Consider the following 15,599-nt stretch of genomic DNA (forward strand, 5'->3'; position numbering starts at 1 on the left):
TTAATGCGCCCGACGGCTTCCGTTGCGGGTTACGTTACGTGGGCCACGGCGGCAGTGTGCTGTTAACCCGGAAAGCGAGGAACACCGATGCCCGAGTACTGGTACAACGTCAAGACCCACATGGTGGAGGAAGACGCGATGTCGGACTGGACCCAGCTGATCGGTCCCTACAAGACCCGGGAAGAGGCGGAACACGCCCTCGAGAAGGTCAAGGCGCGCAACGAAACCTGGGAAAAGGGCGACGACGACTGATTCAGCCGGCGCCAAGCCCCCTAGAACGAATGTTCCGGTCCGGGGAACTGTCCCGACCGGACATCCTCGCCATAGGCCTTGGCCGCGTCGCTCAGGGCGGTCCGGAGGTCCGCGTACTGCTTGACGAACTTGGCCATCCTGCCGCCGCGGAGCCCGGCCATGTCTTGCCAGACCAGAACCTGCCCCGTGGTGACATTGCCTGCGCCGATGCCGATGGTGGGCACTGAAATGGCAGCGTCCACAGCCTTTGCCGTCTCCGCGGGAACCATTTCCATGAGCACACTGAAAGCACCGGCGTCGGTCAGCGCCGCAGCGTCCTCAACAAGCCGCGCGGCGTCGTCGCCCCGGCCCTGCACACGGTAGCCGCCCAGGGAATGCTCACTCTGGGGCGTGAAGCCGATGTGCGCCATGACCGGAATGCCAGCCTGGACCATGGCCCTGACGGTTTCGGTGTAGAACTTGCCGCCCTCGATCTTCACCGCGTGCGCCAGGCCCTCCTTAAGGAACCGCACGCCGGTGGCCACAGCCTGCTGCGGCGAGACCTCGTAGCTGCCAAAGGGGAGATCCGCCACCACCAGGGCGCGCTTTGCTGAGCGCGCGACCGCGCGGCACAGCGGCAGCAGTTCATCGACGGTGACGGGAAGGCTGGTTTCGTTGCCAAAGACATTGTTGGACGCGGAGTCGCCCACCAGCAGGACCTCGATGCCGGCCTGGTCGAAGATCTCTGCCGTGTACTGGTCATACGCCGTGAGCATGGCGAAGTGTTCGCCGCTGGTCTTGGCCTGCTGCAGGTGGTGCGTGCGGATCCTGGAGAGCGGCTTCCGTGCGGATTCCGACGGCGGCGCCGCGGCTGCCGCGGGGCCGTTCCCGTAAGGTGCAGGTACTTCAGCGGACGTGCTTGGATCGGGACTGGTGCTTGAGGCCATGGCTAGAGCGTAGTCCGGGACCCGCCGTGCTAGCCACCAGCTGGCGGGGGACCTCTGGTGATTCGCGTCATAACCGGTTGCCTGGGCGGGCCGCCCGGTCCCGGGTTGAGTGTTAACGCTGTGTTACGCGCTCCAGCCCCGCCAGCATCACGCGTAAATGCTTAGTAAAGTGTTTCGTGAGCTGCCGCTGCTCCGTCGTGGACGGACCGGGGGCATGAACGTAGACCGGAGAAGAGGCCTTCATGGACCGCCAGCAAGAGTTTGTCCTGCGCACGATCGAAGAGCGCGACGTACGCTTTGTGCGCCTGTGGTTCACCGACGTCGTGGGCTCGCTCAAGTCAGTGGCCCTGGCTCCTGCCGAGGTCGAAGGCGCCTTCGAAGAGGGTCTGGGCTTTGACGGCTCGGCCATCGAGGGCCTTGCCCGCGTTTTCGAGTCGGACATGCTGGCCCAGCCGGACCCGTCCACCTTCCAGATCCTGCCGTGGCGCGGCGAGACCGAGCAGACGTCCCGCATGTTCTGCGACATCCTTACACCCGACGGCGAGCCCTCGGCAGCGGATCCGCGCAACGTCCTCAAGCGCACCCTGGCCAAGGCAGCCGACATGGGGTTCACGTGCTACACGCACCCCGAGATCGAGTTCTACCTGCTCAAGTCGCAGGAACCCGGCCCCGACGGTTCGCCCATTCCGGTCGACGAGGGCGGCTACTTTGACCACGTCCCGGGCGGCGTGGCCCAGGACTTCCGCCGCACCGCAGTGACCATGCTGGAATCGGTGGGCATCTCCGTGGAGTTCAGCCACCACGAGGCCGGCCCGGGCCAGAACGAAATCGACCTGCGCTACGCGGACGCCCTGCAGACGGCGGACAACATCATGACGTTCCGGACTGTCATCAAGGAGGTGGCGCTGCAGCAGGGCACGTACGCCACCTTCATGCCCAAGCCCTTCACGGCCCACCCGGGTTCGGGCATGCACACGCACTTCTCGCTCTTCGAAGGTGACACCAACGCCTTCTTTGAGGCAGGGGCGGAATTCCAGCTCTCCAAGACGGCGCGCCAGTTCATTGCCGGCATCCTCAAGCACGCCCCTGAATTCACCGCGGTCACCAACCAGTTCGTCAACTCCTACAAGCGCCTCTGGGGCGGGGGAGAGGCGCCCAGCTACCTGAGCTGGGGGCACAACAACCGCTCCGCCCTGGTCCGCGTCCCGCTGTACAAGCCGGGCAAGGGACAGTCGGCCCGGATCGAATACCGCGGCATCGACTCGGCTGCCAACCCCTACCTTGCCTACGCCGTGCTCCTGGGCGCCGGGCTGAAGGGCATCGAGGAAGGCTACGAACTGCCCGCCGCGGCGGAGGACGACATCTGGTCGCTGAGCTCCGCGGAGCGCCGGGCGATGGGCCACGACCCCCTTCCCGCCAGCCTGCACGACGCCATCCGTGCCATGGAGGACTCGGAACTGATGCCTCAGATCCTGGGCGAGCAGGTCTTCGAGCACTTCCTGCGCAACAAGCGGGCCGAGTGGCAGGACTACCGCCTGCAGGTGACCCCCTATGAGCTGCAGCGCAACCTCGCCATCCTTTAGGCGGCTGCGGTGAGCTTGGCCCGCCGGCTCATTACCGCCGGCTTCAGCGACCTCGAGAAGGGCGAACGGTTCCTTGCCGCCCCCGAACTGGAGGGCATTGACCAGGACATCCTGTTTGCCGGCCTGCAGCTGGCGGCGAACCCGGATGCCGCGCTGCAGTCCCTGGTCCGGCTGATCGAGAAGCACCCGGACCTGCGGAAGCTGGCAGCGGCGGACACCGAGGTGAGCGAACCGCTCTACCGGGTCCTGGGTGCCAGCGAGGCACTGGGTGAATTCCTCATCCGGCACCCGGAGCACCTCGACGCCTTCAACGTGACCGCGAGCCCGGAACCCCTCCCGGCCGATCCCGCTGAGCTGCGTGCCCAGCTACTCAGGTCGGTGCGCGCGGACCCCACCGCGGCCCGGCCAGTGGCGGGCATTTCCGGCCCCGAAGCGTACGAGGCGCTCCGCACCGCTTACCGGCGGGGCGTGGTGGACCTCGCCGTCAAGGACCTCTGCGCTGCGGACCCGCTGGACTTCATGCCCGCCGTCGGCGCGGAACTCGCGGACCTGGCCGGGGCGGCCATCGAGGCCGCCCTTGCGGTCTCCCGCACCGAAGCAGCCGGGAAGTTCGACGCCGGGGAGGTCGCGGACGTCGCACTGTCAGTGATCGGGATGGGCAAGTGCGGAGCCCGGGAACTGAATTACATCTCCGACGTCGATGTCATCTACGTGGTGGAGTCAGGCGAGTTGGACGACGCCCGGGCCACCACCATCGGCACGGCGCTGGCGTCCGGCATCTCGCGCGCCATTTCCTCCCCGGCCCGCGAACCCGGGCTGTGGGAAGTTGACGCCAACCTCCGTCCGGAGGGAAAGTCCGGCCCGCTGGTCCGGACACTGGCTTCACACCAGACCTACTACGCCCGCTGGGCGGAGAGCTGGGAGTTCCAGGCGCTCCTCAAAGCGCGGACCATCGCGGGCGACGCAGAGCTGGGCGCCCGTTACGAGGAGGCCGTATCGCCACTCGTGTGGACCTCGGCGAACCGCGACGGATTCGTTGAGTCGGTGCAGGCCATGCGCCGCCGGGTGACTGAACACATCCCGCCTGCCGAGGAACAGCGGCAGATCAAGCTCGGGCGGGGCGGGCTGCGCGACGTCGAATTCACCGTCCAGCTCCTACAGCTCGTACACGGCAAGTCGGACGAATCCCTCCGGCGCCGCGACACGACGTCGGCCATCGCCGCGCTGTCGACCGGGGGCTACATCGGCCGGGCAGACGCAGCCGCCTTCGACCACGCCTACCGGTACCTGCGCCTGCTCGAACACCGCATCCAGCTGTTCCAGCTGCGCCGCACGCACCTCATGCCGGTCAAAGAGGAGCCCCTCCGCACGCTGGCCAAGGCGGTGCTGGGGCCCTTCTCCACGGACCGGCCGCACCCTGACGCCCTGCTGGCCGCGTGGCAGCGGACAAAACGCTCGGTCCGCGAACTCCACGACCGGATCTTCTACCGCCCGCTCCTGAACACGGCCGCCAAGCTGAGCAGCGAGGATGCGCGCCTGACGCCGGAAGCGGCGCAGGGCAGGCTCGCGGCGCTCGGTTACCGGGACCCGCAGGGTGCACTCCGCCACATCGAGGCACTGACGGCCGGGGTCAGCCGGCGGGCCTCACTGCAGCGGCAGCTGTTGCCCATCCTCCTGGGCTGGCTGGCCGAGGGCGTGGACCCCGACGCCGGGCTGCTCGCCTTCCGCAGGATCAGCGAGTCCCTCGGCACCACGCACTGGTACCTCGGCATGCTCCGCGATTCGGCCGCGGCGGCCGAGCGGCTGTGCCACATGCTGTCCAACTCCCGCCTCATCGCCGACCTCCTCGAAGTGTCGCCGGAATCGGTGTCCTGGCTGGGGTCGGACAAGGAACTGGCGCCCCTCAGCTTTGAGGCGCAGTGGCAGGAGATCACCTCCAAGATGTCCCGGCACGCGGACCCGGAAAGCGCCATGCGCCTCATCCGGCTCATCCGCCGGCGTGAAATCCTGAGGATCGCCATCGCGGACAGCGCCGGCCTGCTCGGCCAGGACCAGGTGGGGGAGGCGCTGGCGGAGACGGACCGGGCTGCCATCCTCGGCGCCCTGCGGGTGGCGGAAAACATTGTGTCTGCCGCCGGTCCGCTGAAGACATCGGTCCTGGTGGTGGCCATGGGCCGGCAGGGCGGGCTGGAAATCGGCTACGGGTCCGACGCTGACGTCCTGTACGTCCACCGGGCGCTGCCCGGAGCCTCGGACGATGAAGCCCAGCGGCAGGCCGCGAAGATCGTGGGCCATCTTTCCAGCCTTCTGACGCAGCCCCTCAAACCGGCGATCATGGCCGAGCGGGTCCTCGCCGTCGACGCCGATCTTCGTCCCGAGGGCAAGAACGGGGCCATGGTGCGGTCCCTGGAGTCCTACGGCGAGTACTACCGCCGCTGGTCGCTCATCTGGGAGGCGCAGGCACTGCTCCGTGCCCGGCCGATCGCAGGTGACGACGGGCTCGCGGCGGACTTCGTGAAGCTGGTCGATCCCATCCGCTACCCGGCCGCCATCTCCGACGCGGACGTCCGGGAAATACGCCGCATCAAGGCGCGGGTGGAATCAGAACGGTTGCCCCGCGGTGCCGATCCTGCCAGGCACCTCAAGCTGGGACGCGGCGGCCTTAGCGACGTGGAATGGCTCGTGCAGCTGCTGCAGCTCCAGCACGCCGGAAACCATCCCGAACTGCGCACCACGTCCACACTGAAAGCTCTGCAGGCGGCGGCCTCGCTGGGGCTGCTGGAGGAGGAGGACGCACGCCTGCTGGCCGAGGCCTGGCGGCTGGCCAGCCGGATCCGTTCGGCGAACGTGATCTGGACGGGCCGCGCCTCGGACCTGCTGCCCTCGTCCCGGCGCGACCTGGAGGCCGTGGCCAGGTGGTGCAGCTACGAGGAAGGGATGGCCGCGGCGTTCGAGGAGGACTACCTGCGGGTGAGCAGGCGGGCCCGTGCAGTGTTCGAGAAAGTCTTCTACGGCCACTGAACCGGTGCTAGGTTTGGGCGCATGGCTACCCAAATCTTCATGAACCTGCCCGTCAGGGACCTCGACAGATCCGTGCAGTTCTTCACTGCGCTGGGCTTTAAGTTCAATCAGGACTACACGGACGAGAACGCCACCTGCATGGTGATCAACGACGACGCCTTCGTCATGCTCCTCGTCGAGAAGTTCTTTAAGACGTTCACCGCCAAAGAGATCGTGGACGCAACCTCGGCCACCGAGGCCATCATGGCCTTCTCGGTGGACAGCCGGGAAGAAGTGGACCAGATGGTGGGCACGGCCTTGGCTGCCGGTGGATCCGAATCGCAGCCGGTGCAGGATTACGGTTTCATGTACAGCCACAGCTTCCAGGATCCGGACGGACACCTGTGGGAGGTCATGTGGATGGATCCGGCGGGTCCGCCCGCCGACGGGGCGGCTCCCGCTTCCTGACGGATCATGAGGCCGGACGTATGGCTCATTCCGTTGCGGGATCTGGATGCCGATGCCCGGGCCATCCAACTGGGTGCGGTGGCGGAACTGGAACTCGCCCCGGGCCAGCAGGAGTTTGTGGGCGACCCCCTGCGCATGATGCTGGCAGGGCTCGAGGATGGCTCCCGCAGGCCCTATGTCATCGAAGCGGGCGGCAGGGCTGCAGGGGTGCTGACGCTGCAGTCGGGGGCAGCCGGGCTGGCCGGCTGGCCCGACGACGACTCCGCCTGGCTGCTTCGCGGGTTCCTGATCGACTGGCGGCGGCAGGGCCAAGGCCTGGGACAGGCGGCAGCCTGTGCGGCAGTGGCGGCGGCCGCCAGACTGACGGCCAGGCTGGGAGGCGGCCAGGCCGGCGTCGTGCTTTCAGTCAACGAGCGCAACCCCGCCGGGCAGGGAGCATACCTGAAGGCGGGTTTTGCAGACAAAGGCATCTATCTGGGCGGCGAGGCCGGTCCGCAGCGGACTATGTACGCCGCCTTCTGAGCGCCGATCCCGGCCGAAAACACCGCCAGACCGTTGCGCCGGCACGGGTGCGTGCCTACGCTGTGTCTTGGCAGTGCACTTCAAACCTTGTTGGGGGGAAGGCTTGAAAGGGTCTTCGTCTCGGAGGCACTCGCCGGAACAGGCTGGCTCCCGGTCTCAGCACGCCTGGAGCCAGCTTTCGGCACGGCAACTGCGCCAGGATGGGGACCATGCGCGGGCGCGGGCGAAGGGCAGCCGTGCCAGGAGGCTCAGGCGGGCCGAGCTGCTGCTCATCGGAGCGGGGGTCGCTGCCACGCTCATCGCGGCGGCGTACCAGTACGCCGGGATTAGGAGCACGTTGGAAAGCAGCACAGCTTCCTCGCTCTATGCCCAGCAGCAGGAGATCGACAGGATCTTCGTGGACAATGTGGACCTGCAGCCGTATTTCTGGCGCCGCCAGGAACTGCCGGACGCCTCGGCGGCCGCGGATCCTGCGGCGAAGCTGGCAGCAGAGCAGCTGGCGGCCCGGGCCGAAGCGACGGCCCACCGGATCCTGGATCACTTCGCCCACCTGAAGTACCAGATGGGAACGCAGGCTTTCACCTCTGAACGGGCGGACTGGGAGGCCTACATGCGGCGGAGTTTCGCGGACTCACTCATTCTGTGCCGCGCGCTGCGGGGAGACCAGGAAGCCTTTGGCGGCACGGGTGCAGACTCGCTGTGGGGACGGTACGCGGAGGAACCCTGCACGGGTACTTAATGGAAATGGTCATGTGACCTGGAAACGGGCAGTGCCGGAAACGGCCATGGGCGGCCACCGGTCAGTAACCGGTGGCCGCCCATGGCGGTGTCAGGAGTGTCTCCCGGGGGTCAGACTAGACGCCGTAGTAGAGCTCGAACTCGTAGGGGTTCGGGCGCAGGGACAGCGGGCGGATCTCGTACTCGTACTTGTACTCGATCCAGGTGTCGATCAGGTCCTGGGTGAACACGCCGCCGGCCTGCAGGAACTCGTTGTCCTCAGCCAGTGCCTGCAGTGCTTCCTCGAGGGTGCCCGGAGCCTTGGGGATGTCCTTGGCTTCCTCGGCGGGGAGCTCGTAGAGGTCCTTGTCGATCGGAGCCGGGGGCTCGATGCGGTTGCGGATGCCGTCGATGCCGGCCATCAGCTGGGCAGCGAAGGCCAGGTACGGGTTGGAGGAGGGGTCCGGAGCGCGGAACTCGATGCGCTTGGCCTTCGGGTTGGAGCCCGTGATCGGGATACGGATACCGGCGGAGCGGTTGCCCTGCGAGTAGACCATGTTGACCGGGGCTTCGAAGCCCTTGACAAGGCGGCGGTAGGAGTTGACCGTCGGGTTGGTAAACGCGAGGACGGCGTCGGCGTGCTTCAGCAAGCCGCCGATGTACCAGCGGGCGGTGTCGGACAGACCGGCGTAGCCCTTCTCGTCGTAGAACAGCGGGTCGCCGTTGCTCCACAGCGACTGGTGGCAGTGCATGCCCGAGCCGTTGTCACCGAAGACCGGCTTCGGCATGAAGGTGACGGACTTGCCCCAGGCGTCGGCGGTGTTCTTGATGACGTACTTGAACTTCTGCAGGTCATCGGCCGCGTGAGTCAGCGTGGTGAACTTGTAGTTGATCTCGGCCTGGCCGGCGGAGCCAACTTCGTGGTGGCTGCGCTCGACCTCAAGGCCGGCCTCGTCCAGGGCAACACACATGGCGTCGCGCAGGTCTGCCTGCTTGTCGGTCGGGGAAACCGGGAAGTAACCGCCCTTGACGGGGGTCTTGTAACCGAGGTTTCCGCCCTCTTCTTCACGACCGGTGTTCCAGTGAGCTTCTTCGGAGTCGATCTTGTAGAAGCTGCCCTCGGGGGAGGACTGGTACTGGACGTTGTCGAACACGAAGAACTCGGCTTCGGGAGCGAAGAAGGCGGTGTCGGCGATGCCGGTGGAGGCGAGGTAGGCTTCAGCCTTCTCTGCCACCCCGCGGGGGTCGCGGTGGTACGGGTCGCCCGTGCGGGGGTTCACGATGGAGAAGTTCAGCGCAAGGGTCTTCTCCATGCGGAACGTGTCCAGGAACGCGGTGGTGACGTCCGGAATGAGCTGCATGTCAGACTCGGCGATGCCCTGGAAGCCGCGGATGGAGGAACCATCGAAAAGCTGGCCGTTGACGAAGAAGTCGGCGTCCACGCTCTTCGCGGGCACGTTGAAGTGCTGCTGAACGCCGGGGAGGTCGGTGAAGCGGATATCGATAAACCGAATGTCTTCATCTTTGATGAACTTGAGGACTTCGTCCGCAGTCTTGAACATCTATGCTCCTTACGCATATGTAATAACTGGCTATAAAGCCAAGTGGTCCAGCGCAATCCAATGGGCGGAAACACAAAAGTGCCCCGCTCCAGGCTCGCTAGCAACTGTTACCACCCTAGGGAGTCGGGATTTCCCGTCCGTGTCCGCTTTGTTTCCGGCAGGTTACAGAACCTACTGATATGTAAACGCTATACGGTGTCCACACTGTGGTCCAAGCCTATCCAAAATGTGAACGTCGGAGAGGCTGCCCGCGGCTCGGTAAACTTGGTAGGTGGTAGATCGCAAAGACATCGGGTCGTGGCTCAGCGGGCCGGACACTTCCGGCATTTCCAAGTACCCGGGGGAGCGCCTGGGCTTTCCCGAGGCCGGCCCCGGATCCATGGCCCGCGCCGGCCGTCGGATCCTGGCGATCACCATCGACTGGACCATTGCGCTGCTGATCAGCAACGTGTTCCTTGCCGGCAATTCCATGGCCACGCTCGCCGTCTTTGCCGCCGGGCAGATCCTGCTGATCGGGACCCTGGGCTACAGCATCGGCCACCGGGCGATGGGCATCCACGTGGTGAAGCCGGACGGCTCAGCGGCCGGCCCGCTGGCCGCCCTGGTCCGCACTGTCCTGCTCTGCCTGGTGATCCCGGCGGTCATCTTCGACCCCGACCAGCGCGGACTCCATGACAAGGCCATGAATACTGTCCTCGTCCGCAGGTAGCCGCCCGGTCGAGAGGTATTCCCGGCGGAGCGCCCACCGCTCAAACAGGACAGTGGCGAAGGGGAACACCGCCGAGAGACCCGCCAACAGCGCCACCTTGAATGGCCAGCGCTGCTGGCGCCACAGGACAAGGGCCGCCAGTCCGTAGCCGATGAACAGCGCGCCGTGCACCGGACCGGCAATCTCTACGCCGAGTTCGGTGGTCCCGGCGATCCATTTGAAATACATCCCGGCGAGGAGCGCGGCCCAGCTAAAGGCTTCGGCCACCGCCAGCAGGCGGAAGGCGCGGATGACGGCGGACGCGGACGGGAATTTCACAGGAGGCTCCGGCTTCTGTAGGTGCTGGGTCTGGCGCGCTTCAACATGCGGTTTAACCGGGACATGCCCGCTCAAACGAAAAACGCCCCGGGGCCGGCGCAGATGCGGCGGCCACCGGGGCTGATCAGGCGGATTAGCGTCCGCGCTGGGGGCGGGCCTTGTAGGGGTCCACGCCCTTGGGGATCGGAAGGCGGGTGCCCAGCGATGCGATGCGCTTGGACACAGCGCTGACCTCGGTCTTGGTGAGCTCGTTGCCCAGCTTGTTCATCTTCTTCGCCACCTGGCTGATGGGGACCTGGCCCTCGCCGCGCCCTGTCTCGATGACGTGGATGGTGACGTTGGGAAGGATGCGGGCCAGCTTCTTCCGTTCGCCTTCGATCAGCGGGCGCACGCGGTGCGTGGGCCCTTCAGCAACGAGGACGACGCCGGGACGTCCTACGGCGCGGAAAACGGCGTCCTGGGTCCGCGGGTTCACAGCCACGGGCTGCTCCTCGGTGATCCAGCCGCGCTTCAGCGTGCTGAGGGCAGCCCCGGATGCTCCCGGCTGGTTTTCGATCTGGGCGAAGGCAGCCCCCTCGGCGCGGCGGGAAAGGATGAACGTAGCCGCAAGTAAGCCCAGCGGGATGCCGATGATCAGGCCGGTAATCCAGTTATTCAGCAACAGGCCAACAACGAGGCTGACAGCGACGACGCCCAGGAACGCCAGCAGCATAAGCCACGGAACCATGGGGTCGTGGCGGCGGGTCATGTTGAAGACCTCGCGGATTTGCTTGAGCCGGCTGGGCTTCTTTTCCTTCACGGCCTTGGGCTTGCGACCAAAGAGACCGCGCTTGGAGGCATCAGCGGCCGCAGGAGTGTTGTTGCTGGAGTCAGGGGATTTCGCCATAGTGCCTTAATTCTACGTGATCGACGACAAAGGGCCGGACGCCGAAAAGTTCCGGTGTCCGGCCCCTGACCGTGGGAATTGCCTGTTGCTACTGGTGCGCCGCGAGCAGGGAGCTGGCTTCCTGGCGGGTGGATCCGGAGGACTCGATGTGGGCGAGTTCGGCGGGGATTTCCCAGCCCTTTTTGCGCATGGCGGTGGCCCAGAGCCGGCCGGCGCGGTACGAGGAGCGGACCAGGGGGCCGGACATGACGCCGAGGAACCCGATCTCCTCGGCTTCGTGCTGGAGGTCGACGAATTCCTGCGGCTTGACCCAGCGGTCCACGGGGAGGTGGCGTTCGGAGGGGCGCAGGTATTGGGTGATGGTGATCAGGTCGCAGCCGGCCTGGTGGAGGTCGCGGAGGGCCTCGGAGATTTCCTCGCGGGTTTCGCCCATGCCCAGGATCAGGTTGGACTTGGTGACCATGCCCAGGTTCCGGCCCTGGGTGATGACGTCCAGGGAGCGGTCGTAGCGGAACGCTGGCCGGATGCGCTTGAAGATCCGGGGCACGGTTTCGACGTTGTGCGCGAACACTTCGGGTTTGGAGTCGCAGATCGCGGCGATGTGCTCGGGTTTGCCGGAGAAGTCCGGGATGAGGAGTTCGACGCCGGTGCCGGGGTTCAGTTCGTGGATCTTGCGGACCGTTTCGGCGTAGAGCCAGACGCCTTCGTCCTCGAGGTCGTCGCGGGCGACGCCGGTGACGGTGGCGTAGCGCAGGGCCATGGCCTGGACGGAGCGGGCCACCTTGGTGGGTTCGAACATGTCCACGGGGGAGGGTTTGCCGGTGTCGATCTGGCAGAAGTCGCATCGGCGGGTGCATTCGGAGCCGCCGATCAGGAAGGTGGCTTCCTTGTCTTCCCAGCATTCGAAGATGTTGGGGCAGCCGGCCTCTTCACAGACGGTGTGCAGGCCTTCCTTCTTGACCAGGTTCTTGAGCTGGACGAATTCCGGGCCCATCTGGACCTTGGCCTTGATCCAGTCCGGTTTGCGTTCCACCGGGGTGGCCGCGTTGCGCTGCTCGATCCGCAGCATTTTCCGGCCTTCTGGTGCCAGTGTCACAGGAGAGCTCCTTCGGGGGTTGCAACTAGGGCGTCTTCATTGTTGCGCAGTTCCTCGGTGATCCGCGAAACGAGATCGGCAGGAGATACGTCGCGGCCCGTCTCCTGGGCGATGGTGGTGACACCGGCATCGGTGATTCCGCAAGCGATGATTTGACCGTACGGTGCGAGGTCGTTGTTGCAGTTGATGGCGAAGCCGTGCATGGTCACGCCCTGGCTGACCCGGATGCCGATGGCGGCGATCTTGCGGGCGGGGCCCTTGGCATCCTCCTCGATCCAGACACCCGCGCGCCCCTTGATCCGGACCGCCGTGATGCCATAGTCCGCGAGCACGGCGATGATCACGGCCTCCAGACGCTCCACGTAGTCGCGGATACCGGCCTTGTTCTTCAGTTTGATAATCGGGTATCCGATGAGCTGGCCAGGCCCGTGCCAGGTGAGCTTGCCGCCGCGGTCCACGGGGACCACAGGGGTGCCGTCGAAGGGCCGCTCGTGATCCTCGGTCAGCTTTCCGGCCGTGTAGACGGCGGCATGTTCCAGGAGGAGTACCGTGCTGGGGGCCTTGCCGGCCAGGATATTTTCATGGATTTCGCGCTGGAGGTCCCAGGCGCGGCTGTAATCGACGAAATCCGGGGCAAGACCGAGCTTTGTGAACTCAAGAGTCATGCGTTCCAGCTTAGACCTCAGCCGGCGTCCTGCCTGATAGTGTGCCCAACCTCTCATCCCGTTCCCGGTCACATTCCGCGCTACTCCTGTGGACGGCGAAGCGCGCGTGCCTGCCTGTGGATAACTTCTGCAGGAATTGCCGGTTTCCGGTACTCCTTAAGCCATGGACCAGCACAGCTTGGACATTCACAGCGCGAACATGCACGGTTCCGTGGAGGAGGCGCCTGCTGTCGCGGGTTACTCCGTATGCCGCCGGCTTGGCCGTGGCGGCAGCGCCGACGTGTGGCTGGTTTCGCAGGACACCACCGGCGTGAAGCTTGCCCTGAAGTGCTTCGGCCGGCCGTCCGGCACTGTTGAATCAGGCACTGTTGAATCAGGCACTGTTGAATCAGGCACTGCGGACTCGCAGCCTGCCGTGACGCGGGAGGAGGATGTCCGCCGGGAACTCCTGGTCATGTCCGTGCTTGACCACGAACACCTGGTCAAGGCCTATGGCGTGGTCAGGGCCGGTGGGCCTGAAGAGGGCAGCTTCGGCCTGCTGATGGACTACGCGGCCGGCGGCTCGCTCCAGCAGTTGGTCACGGCGAGGGGCACCCTGAGTGTGGGCGAGACGGTCACGGTCCTGACGCCGATCGCGCAGGTCTTGGGCTATCTGCACAACAACGGCTTCACGCACTCGGACGTCGCACCCGGAAACGTACTCTTTACCGCCCATGGAAAGCCCCTGCTGGCAGACCTTGGCGTGGCCCGGATGGTGGGGGACGCTTCCGGCATTCCGGATCTGCACACCGATGGCTTTGCTGATCCGGCCCCGGTGGACGCGGTCCGGGCCGGACTGCAGCCGGAACGCGACGTCTATGCGGCCGCCGCCTTGGGCTGGTACTGCCTGACCGGACAGCCCCCTCCGCCATCCGCGGCGAGACCGCCCCTCTCCCTGCTTGTTCCGGACGTGCCGGCGGAGCTGGCGGCAGCGCTGGAGGCGGGGCTCAGCGATGACCGGCGGCAACGTCCGGCTGCCGCCGAGCTTGCCATGGCTGTGTACCGCAGCGCGGCCGCAGCACCTGTGGACCTGTCCCGCTCGGTGCATGACACCGTCCTGCCCGAGTTGCTGACGCGCAGGCCTGTCCCGCCGTCCGGCGGACGGCTGAGGAAGCGCCTGATCGCCTGGCGAAGGCGGCTGACGACCACGGGATGGGTCAGGGCTCTGGGCCGGCTGTCACCGCGTGGAGCGCCGGCGGCCGCGGCTCAGACCCTGTCACTCCGGCACGCGGCCGTCAGGAGTACCGCGCTCGGGCACGCGGAAGTCACGCACGCCGGCAGGCGCACGGTGGACCGGCAAGACGCGGTCAGGCACGCGGCGGCCAGGCACAGGACAGACACGTACGGCAGCCGCCGTCTGGCTGTCGCTGGCGGCGTGCTCACGGCGGCGGTGCTTGCCGGCGCCGTGCTTCTGGGGCTGCCCGGAACGGCGCAGGAAGCAGGCCTCCCGGCGGACAGTCCCGGATCCCCGCAAGGTGCCGGCCAGCCGGGTGATGTCCTCCCTGGAGATGGCCTGCCGGGTGATGTCCGGCGGCGGCTCGCGGCGAAGGATCCTGTGGAGGCGGTCCTGGGACTGGCGCAGCTGCGTTCGCTGGCGCTGCGGGAGGGCAGGCTGCACTTGCTCGATGACGTCAACGCCCCGAACACCCCGGCTCAGGCCGCAGACAGACGGATCCGCGCCGGGCTGGAGGAATCCGGGACAGTGCTGGCCGGGTTCACCACGAGCCTGTCCGGTGCGCGCCGCCTGCCCGAAAGCACACCTGCGAGGGCAGTGGTGGCGGTAACGTCATCGACCTCGGCCTATGAGGAGCGATCGGCCGGAGGCGCCGTCGTGGCCACAGGAGCGCGGCAGCAGGATATTAGGCTGCGGCTGGTACTGGTCCAGGTGGAGGGACGGTGGCGCATCGCGGACATCCTGCGGGCGGACTGAGGCATCAACTGAACCGAACGGCTACTTTTCGCCGGCCACCCACCCGGCCGCTAGCGCCACCGACGGATGGTCCCACGTGAACCCGCTGTCCCTGAGCAGTGTCGGCTCGATCCGCTGGCTGGCGAGCAGGAGTTCGTCGGCCAGCTTGCCCATGACGAGGCGCAGCGCCGGGGCCGGCGCCCGCAGCAGCGCAGGGCGGTGAAGCGCCTTTGCCAGCCCGGCCACGAGGGTGTTCACGTCCGTGGCCTCCGGTGCCGCAACATTTACGGGGCCCGAATTCCCGGACGTGAGGAGGAACCCGAACGCGGAGGTGAGGTCGGGGAGGGTGATCCATGGCCAGTACTGCCGGCCGTTGCCCAGCGGACCGCCAATGCCTGCCCGCAGCAGGGGCAGCAGGCGGCCCATCGCTCCGCCTGACCTGCTCAGCACCACTGCGGTCCGCGGGGTCACAATCCGGACTCCGGACGGGGCCTCGTAGGCTGCCGTTTCCCACTCGACGCAGATGCGTGCCATGATGCCCTGCCCGGCGGGCGAGTTCTCCGTCAGCGTGGAGTGCCCCGCGTCGCCGTAGTAGCCCGTGCCGGACTGGCTGATGAAGGTACGGGGTGGCGAGTCGAGCCGACGCATCGCCGAGGTAAGCGTCCGGGTGGGATCAAGGCGCGACCGGAACAGCTCATCGATCCGATGCGGCGTCCATGGCCTCGCGCCAATGTTCGCGCCGGAAAGATTGATGACGGCGTCGGCTCCCTCCAGGGAAGCCGGGTCCAGGGTTCCGGTGGCGGGATCCCACGGGATTTCCGACGGGGACGACGGCGGCCGCCTTACCAGCCGGACGACGTCGTGCCCGTCGGAGGTTAGGCGGGAGGAGAGTGCAGTTCCGATGAGCCCTGAGGCGCCGGCCATGACGATGCGCATGATCCATCTCA

14 protein-coding genes and 1 pseudogene are annotated in these 15,599 nt (G+C 66.5%); 8 read left to right on the forward strand and 7 right to left on the reverse strand.

Translation table 11 applies throughout. The annotated features are described in order from the left end of the window. Positions 1–87 precede the first annotated feature (87 nt). A complete protein-coding gene (locus QFZ33_RS09750) occupies positions 88–252 on the forward strand; it encodes an SPOR domain-containing protein (RefSeq protein ID WP_003801719.1) in 165 nt (54 codons plus the stop codon). 20 nt (positions 253–272) lie between these two features. Here QFZ33_RS09750 and panB read toward each other — a convergent pair whose 3' ends face one another. Next, positions 273–1,178, reverse strand: coding sequence for a 3-methyl-2-oxobutanoate hydroxymethyltransferase (panB, locus tag QFZ33_RS09755; protein ID WP_307026949.1), 906 nt, complete (start codon positions 1,176–1,178; stop codon positions 273–275). 242 nt (positions 1,179–1,420) lie between these two features. On the opposite strand from panB, the gene glnA (QFZ33_RS09760) reads away from it, so the two are divergent. From glnA (QFZ33_RS09760) to QFZ33_RS09780, 5 genes are all read left to right on the forward strand, one after another. Continuing rightward, positions 1,421–2,761 (forward strand): type I glutamate--ammonia ligase, encoded by a 1,341-nt coding sequence (glnA, locus tag QFZ33_RS09760; protein WP_003801714.1) that lies wholly within the window; start codon positions 1,421–1,423, stop codon positions 2,759–2,761. Positions 2,762–2,770: 9 nt separating this feature from the next. Then, entirely contained in the window at positions 2,771–5,782 is a 3,012-nt protein-coding gene (locus QFZ33_RS09765; protein ID WP_307026953.1) for a bifunctional [glutamine synthetase] adenylyltransferase/[glutamine synthetase]-adenylyl-L-tyrosine phosphorylase, read from the forward strand. Between the two features lie 21 nt (positions 5,783–5,803). Further along, entirely contained in the window at positions 5,804–6,229 is a 426-nt protein-coding gene (locus tag QFZ33_RS09770) for a VOC family protein (RefSeq protein ID WP_307026955.1), read from the forward strand. Positions 6,230–6,235: 6 nt separating this feature from the next. Continuing rightward, on the forward strand, positions 6,236–6,751 hold the full coding sequence (locus tag QFZ33_RS09775) for a GNAT family N-acetyltransferase (protein WP_307026957.1): 516 nt from the start codon (positions 6,236–6,238) through the stop codon (positions 6,749–6,751). A 337-nt stretch (positions 6,752–7,088) separates the two neighbouring features. Continuing rightward, positions 7,089–7,490, forward strand: a complete 402-nt coding sequence (locus tag QFZ33_RS09780) for a hypothetical protein (RefSeq protein WP_307026959.1) — start codon at positions 7,089–7,091, stop codon at positions 7,488–7,490. Positions 7,491–7,605: 115 nt separating this feature from the next. Here QFZ33_RS09780 and glnA (QFZ33_RS09785) read toward each other — a convergent pair whose 3' ends face one another. Then, complete coding sequence (gene glnA, locus QFZ33_RS09785; RefSeq protein ID WP_307026961.1) at positions 7,606–9,030, reverse strand: type I glutamate--ammonia ligase; 1,425 nt, start codon at positions 9,028–9,030, stop codon at positions 7,606–7,608. Positions 9,031–9,301: 271 nt separating this feature from the next. On the opposite strand from glnA (QFZ33_RS09785), the gene QFZ33_RS09790 reads away from it, so the two are divergent. Then, positions 9,302–9,739 carry an RDD family protein gene (locus QFZ33_RS09790; RefSeq protein WP_307026963.1) on the forward strand — a complete coding sequence of 146 codons (438 nt, stop codon included), beginning with the start codon at positions 9,302–9,304 and terminating at the stop codon, positions 9,737–9,739. A gap of 9 nt (positions 9,740–9,748) precedes the next feature. Here the strand turns inward: QFZ33_RS09790 and QFZ33_RS09795 are convergent. The 4 genes and pseudogenes from QFZ33_RS09795 to lipB all read right to left on the reverse strand — a co-directional run. Beyond that, positions 9,749–10,057 (reverse strand): annotated as a pseudogene (locus QFZ33_RS09795) (DUF3817 domain-containing protein); the annotation flags it as partial. Positions 10,058–10,190: 133 nt separating this feature from the next. Continuing rightward, positions 10,191–10,943 carry a DUF4191 domain-containing protein gene (locus tag QFZ33_RS09800; RefSeq protein WP_307026965.1) on the reverse strand — a complete coding sequence of 251 codons (753 nt, stop codon included), beginning with the start codon at positions 10,941–10,943 and terminating at the stop codon, positions 10,191–10,193. A gap of 88 nt (positions 10,944–11,031) precedes the next feature. Next, entirely contained in the window at positions 11,032–12,039 is a 1,008-nt protein-coding gene (lipA, locus tag QFZ33_RS09805) for a lipoyl synthase (protein WP_307026967.1), read from the reverse strand. Continuing rightward, positions 12,036–12,704, reverse strand: coding sequence for a lipoyl(octanoyl) transferase LipB (gene lipB, locus QFZ33_RS09810; protein ID WP_307026969.1), 669 nt, complete (start codon positions 12,702–12,704; stop codon positions 12,036–12,038). The genes lipA and lipB overlap by 4 nt, the downstream gene beginning before the upstream one ends. Before the next feature lie 163 nt (positions 12,705–12,867). Here lipB and QFZ33_RS09815 point away from each other — a divergent pair, with 163 nt between their 5' ends. Beyond that, positions 12,868–14,673 (forward strand): serine/threonine protein kinase, encoded by a 1,806-nt coding sequence (locus QFZ33_RS09815; protein ID WP_307026971.1) that lies wholly within the window; start codon positions 12,868–12,870, stop codon positions 14,671–14,673. Positions 14,674–14,694: 21 nt separating this feature from the next. Here the strand turns inward: QFZ33_RS09815 and QFZ33_RS09820 are convergent, their stop codons facing one another. Then, positions 14,695–15,588: a TIGR01777 family oxidoreductase gene (locus tag QFZ33_RS09820; RefSeq protein WP_307031752.1), complete on the reverse strand. Its 894-nt coding sequence runs from the start codon at positions 15,586–15,588 to the stop codon at positions 14,695–14,697. Positions 15,589–15,599: the final 11 nt, after the last annotated feature.

Source organism: Arthrobacter globiformis, assembly GCF_030815865.1.
In the GTDB taxonomy this organism is placed as follows: domain Bacteria; phylum Actinomycetota; class Actinomycetes; order Actinomycetales; family Micrococcaceae; genus Arthrobacter; species Arthrobacter globiformis_B.

Coding starts and splice junctions, on each gene's coding strand:
- lipB (WP_307026969.1), bottom strand. CDS start 12,704: ATGACTCTTGAGTTCACAAAGCTCGGTCTTGCCCCGGATTTCGTCGAT.
- QFZ33_RS09770 (WP_307026955.1), top strand. CDS start 5,804: ATGGCTACCCAAATCTTCATGAACCTGCCCGTCAGGGACCTCGACAGA.
- glnA (WP_307026961.1), bottom strand. CDS start 9,030: ATGTTCAAGACTGCGGACGAAGTCCTCAAGTTCATCAAAGATGAAGAC.
- QFZ33_RS09775 (WP_307026957.1), top strand. CDS start 6,236: ATGAGGCCGGACGTATGGCTCATTCCGTTGCGGGATCTGGATGCCGAT.
- QFZ33_RS09750 (WP_003801719.1), top strand. CDS start 88: ATGCCCGAGTACTGGTACAACGTCAAGACCCACATGGTGGAGGAAGAC.
- QFZ33_RS09820 (WP_307031752.1), bottom strand. CDS start 15,588: ATGCGCATCGTCATGGCCGGCGCCTCAGGGCTCATCGGAACTGCACTC.
- QFZ33_RS09800 (WP_307026965.1), bottom strand. CDS start 10,943: ATGGCGAAATCCCCTGACTCCAGCAACAACACTCCTGCGGCCGCTGAT.
- panB (WP_307026949.1), bottom strand. CDS start 1,178: ATGGCCTCAAGCACCAGTCCCGATCCAAGCACGTCCGCTGAAGTACCT.
- glnA (WP_003801714.1), top strand. CDS start 1,421: ATGGACCGCCAGCAAGAGTTTGTCCTGCGCACGATCGAAGAGCGCGAC.
- QFZ33_RS09815 (WP_307026971.1), top strand. CDS start 12,868: ATGGACCAGCACAGCTTGGACATTCACAGCGCGAACATGCACGGTTCC.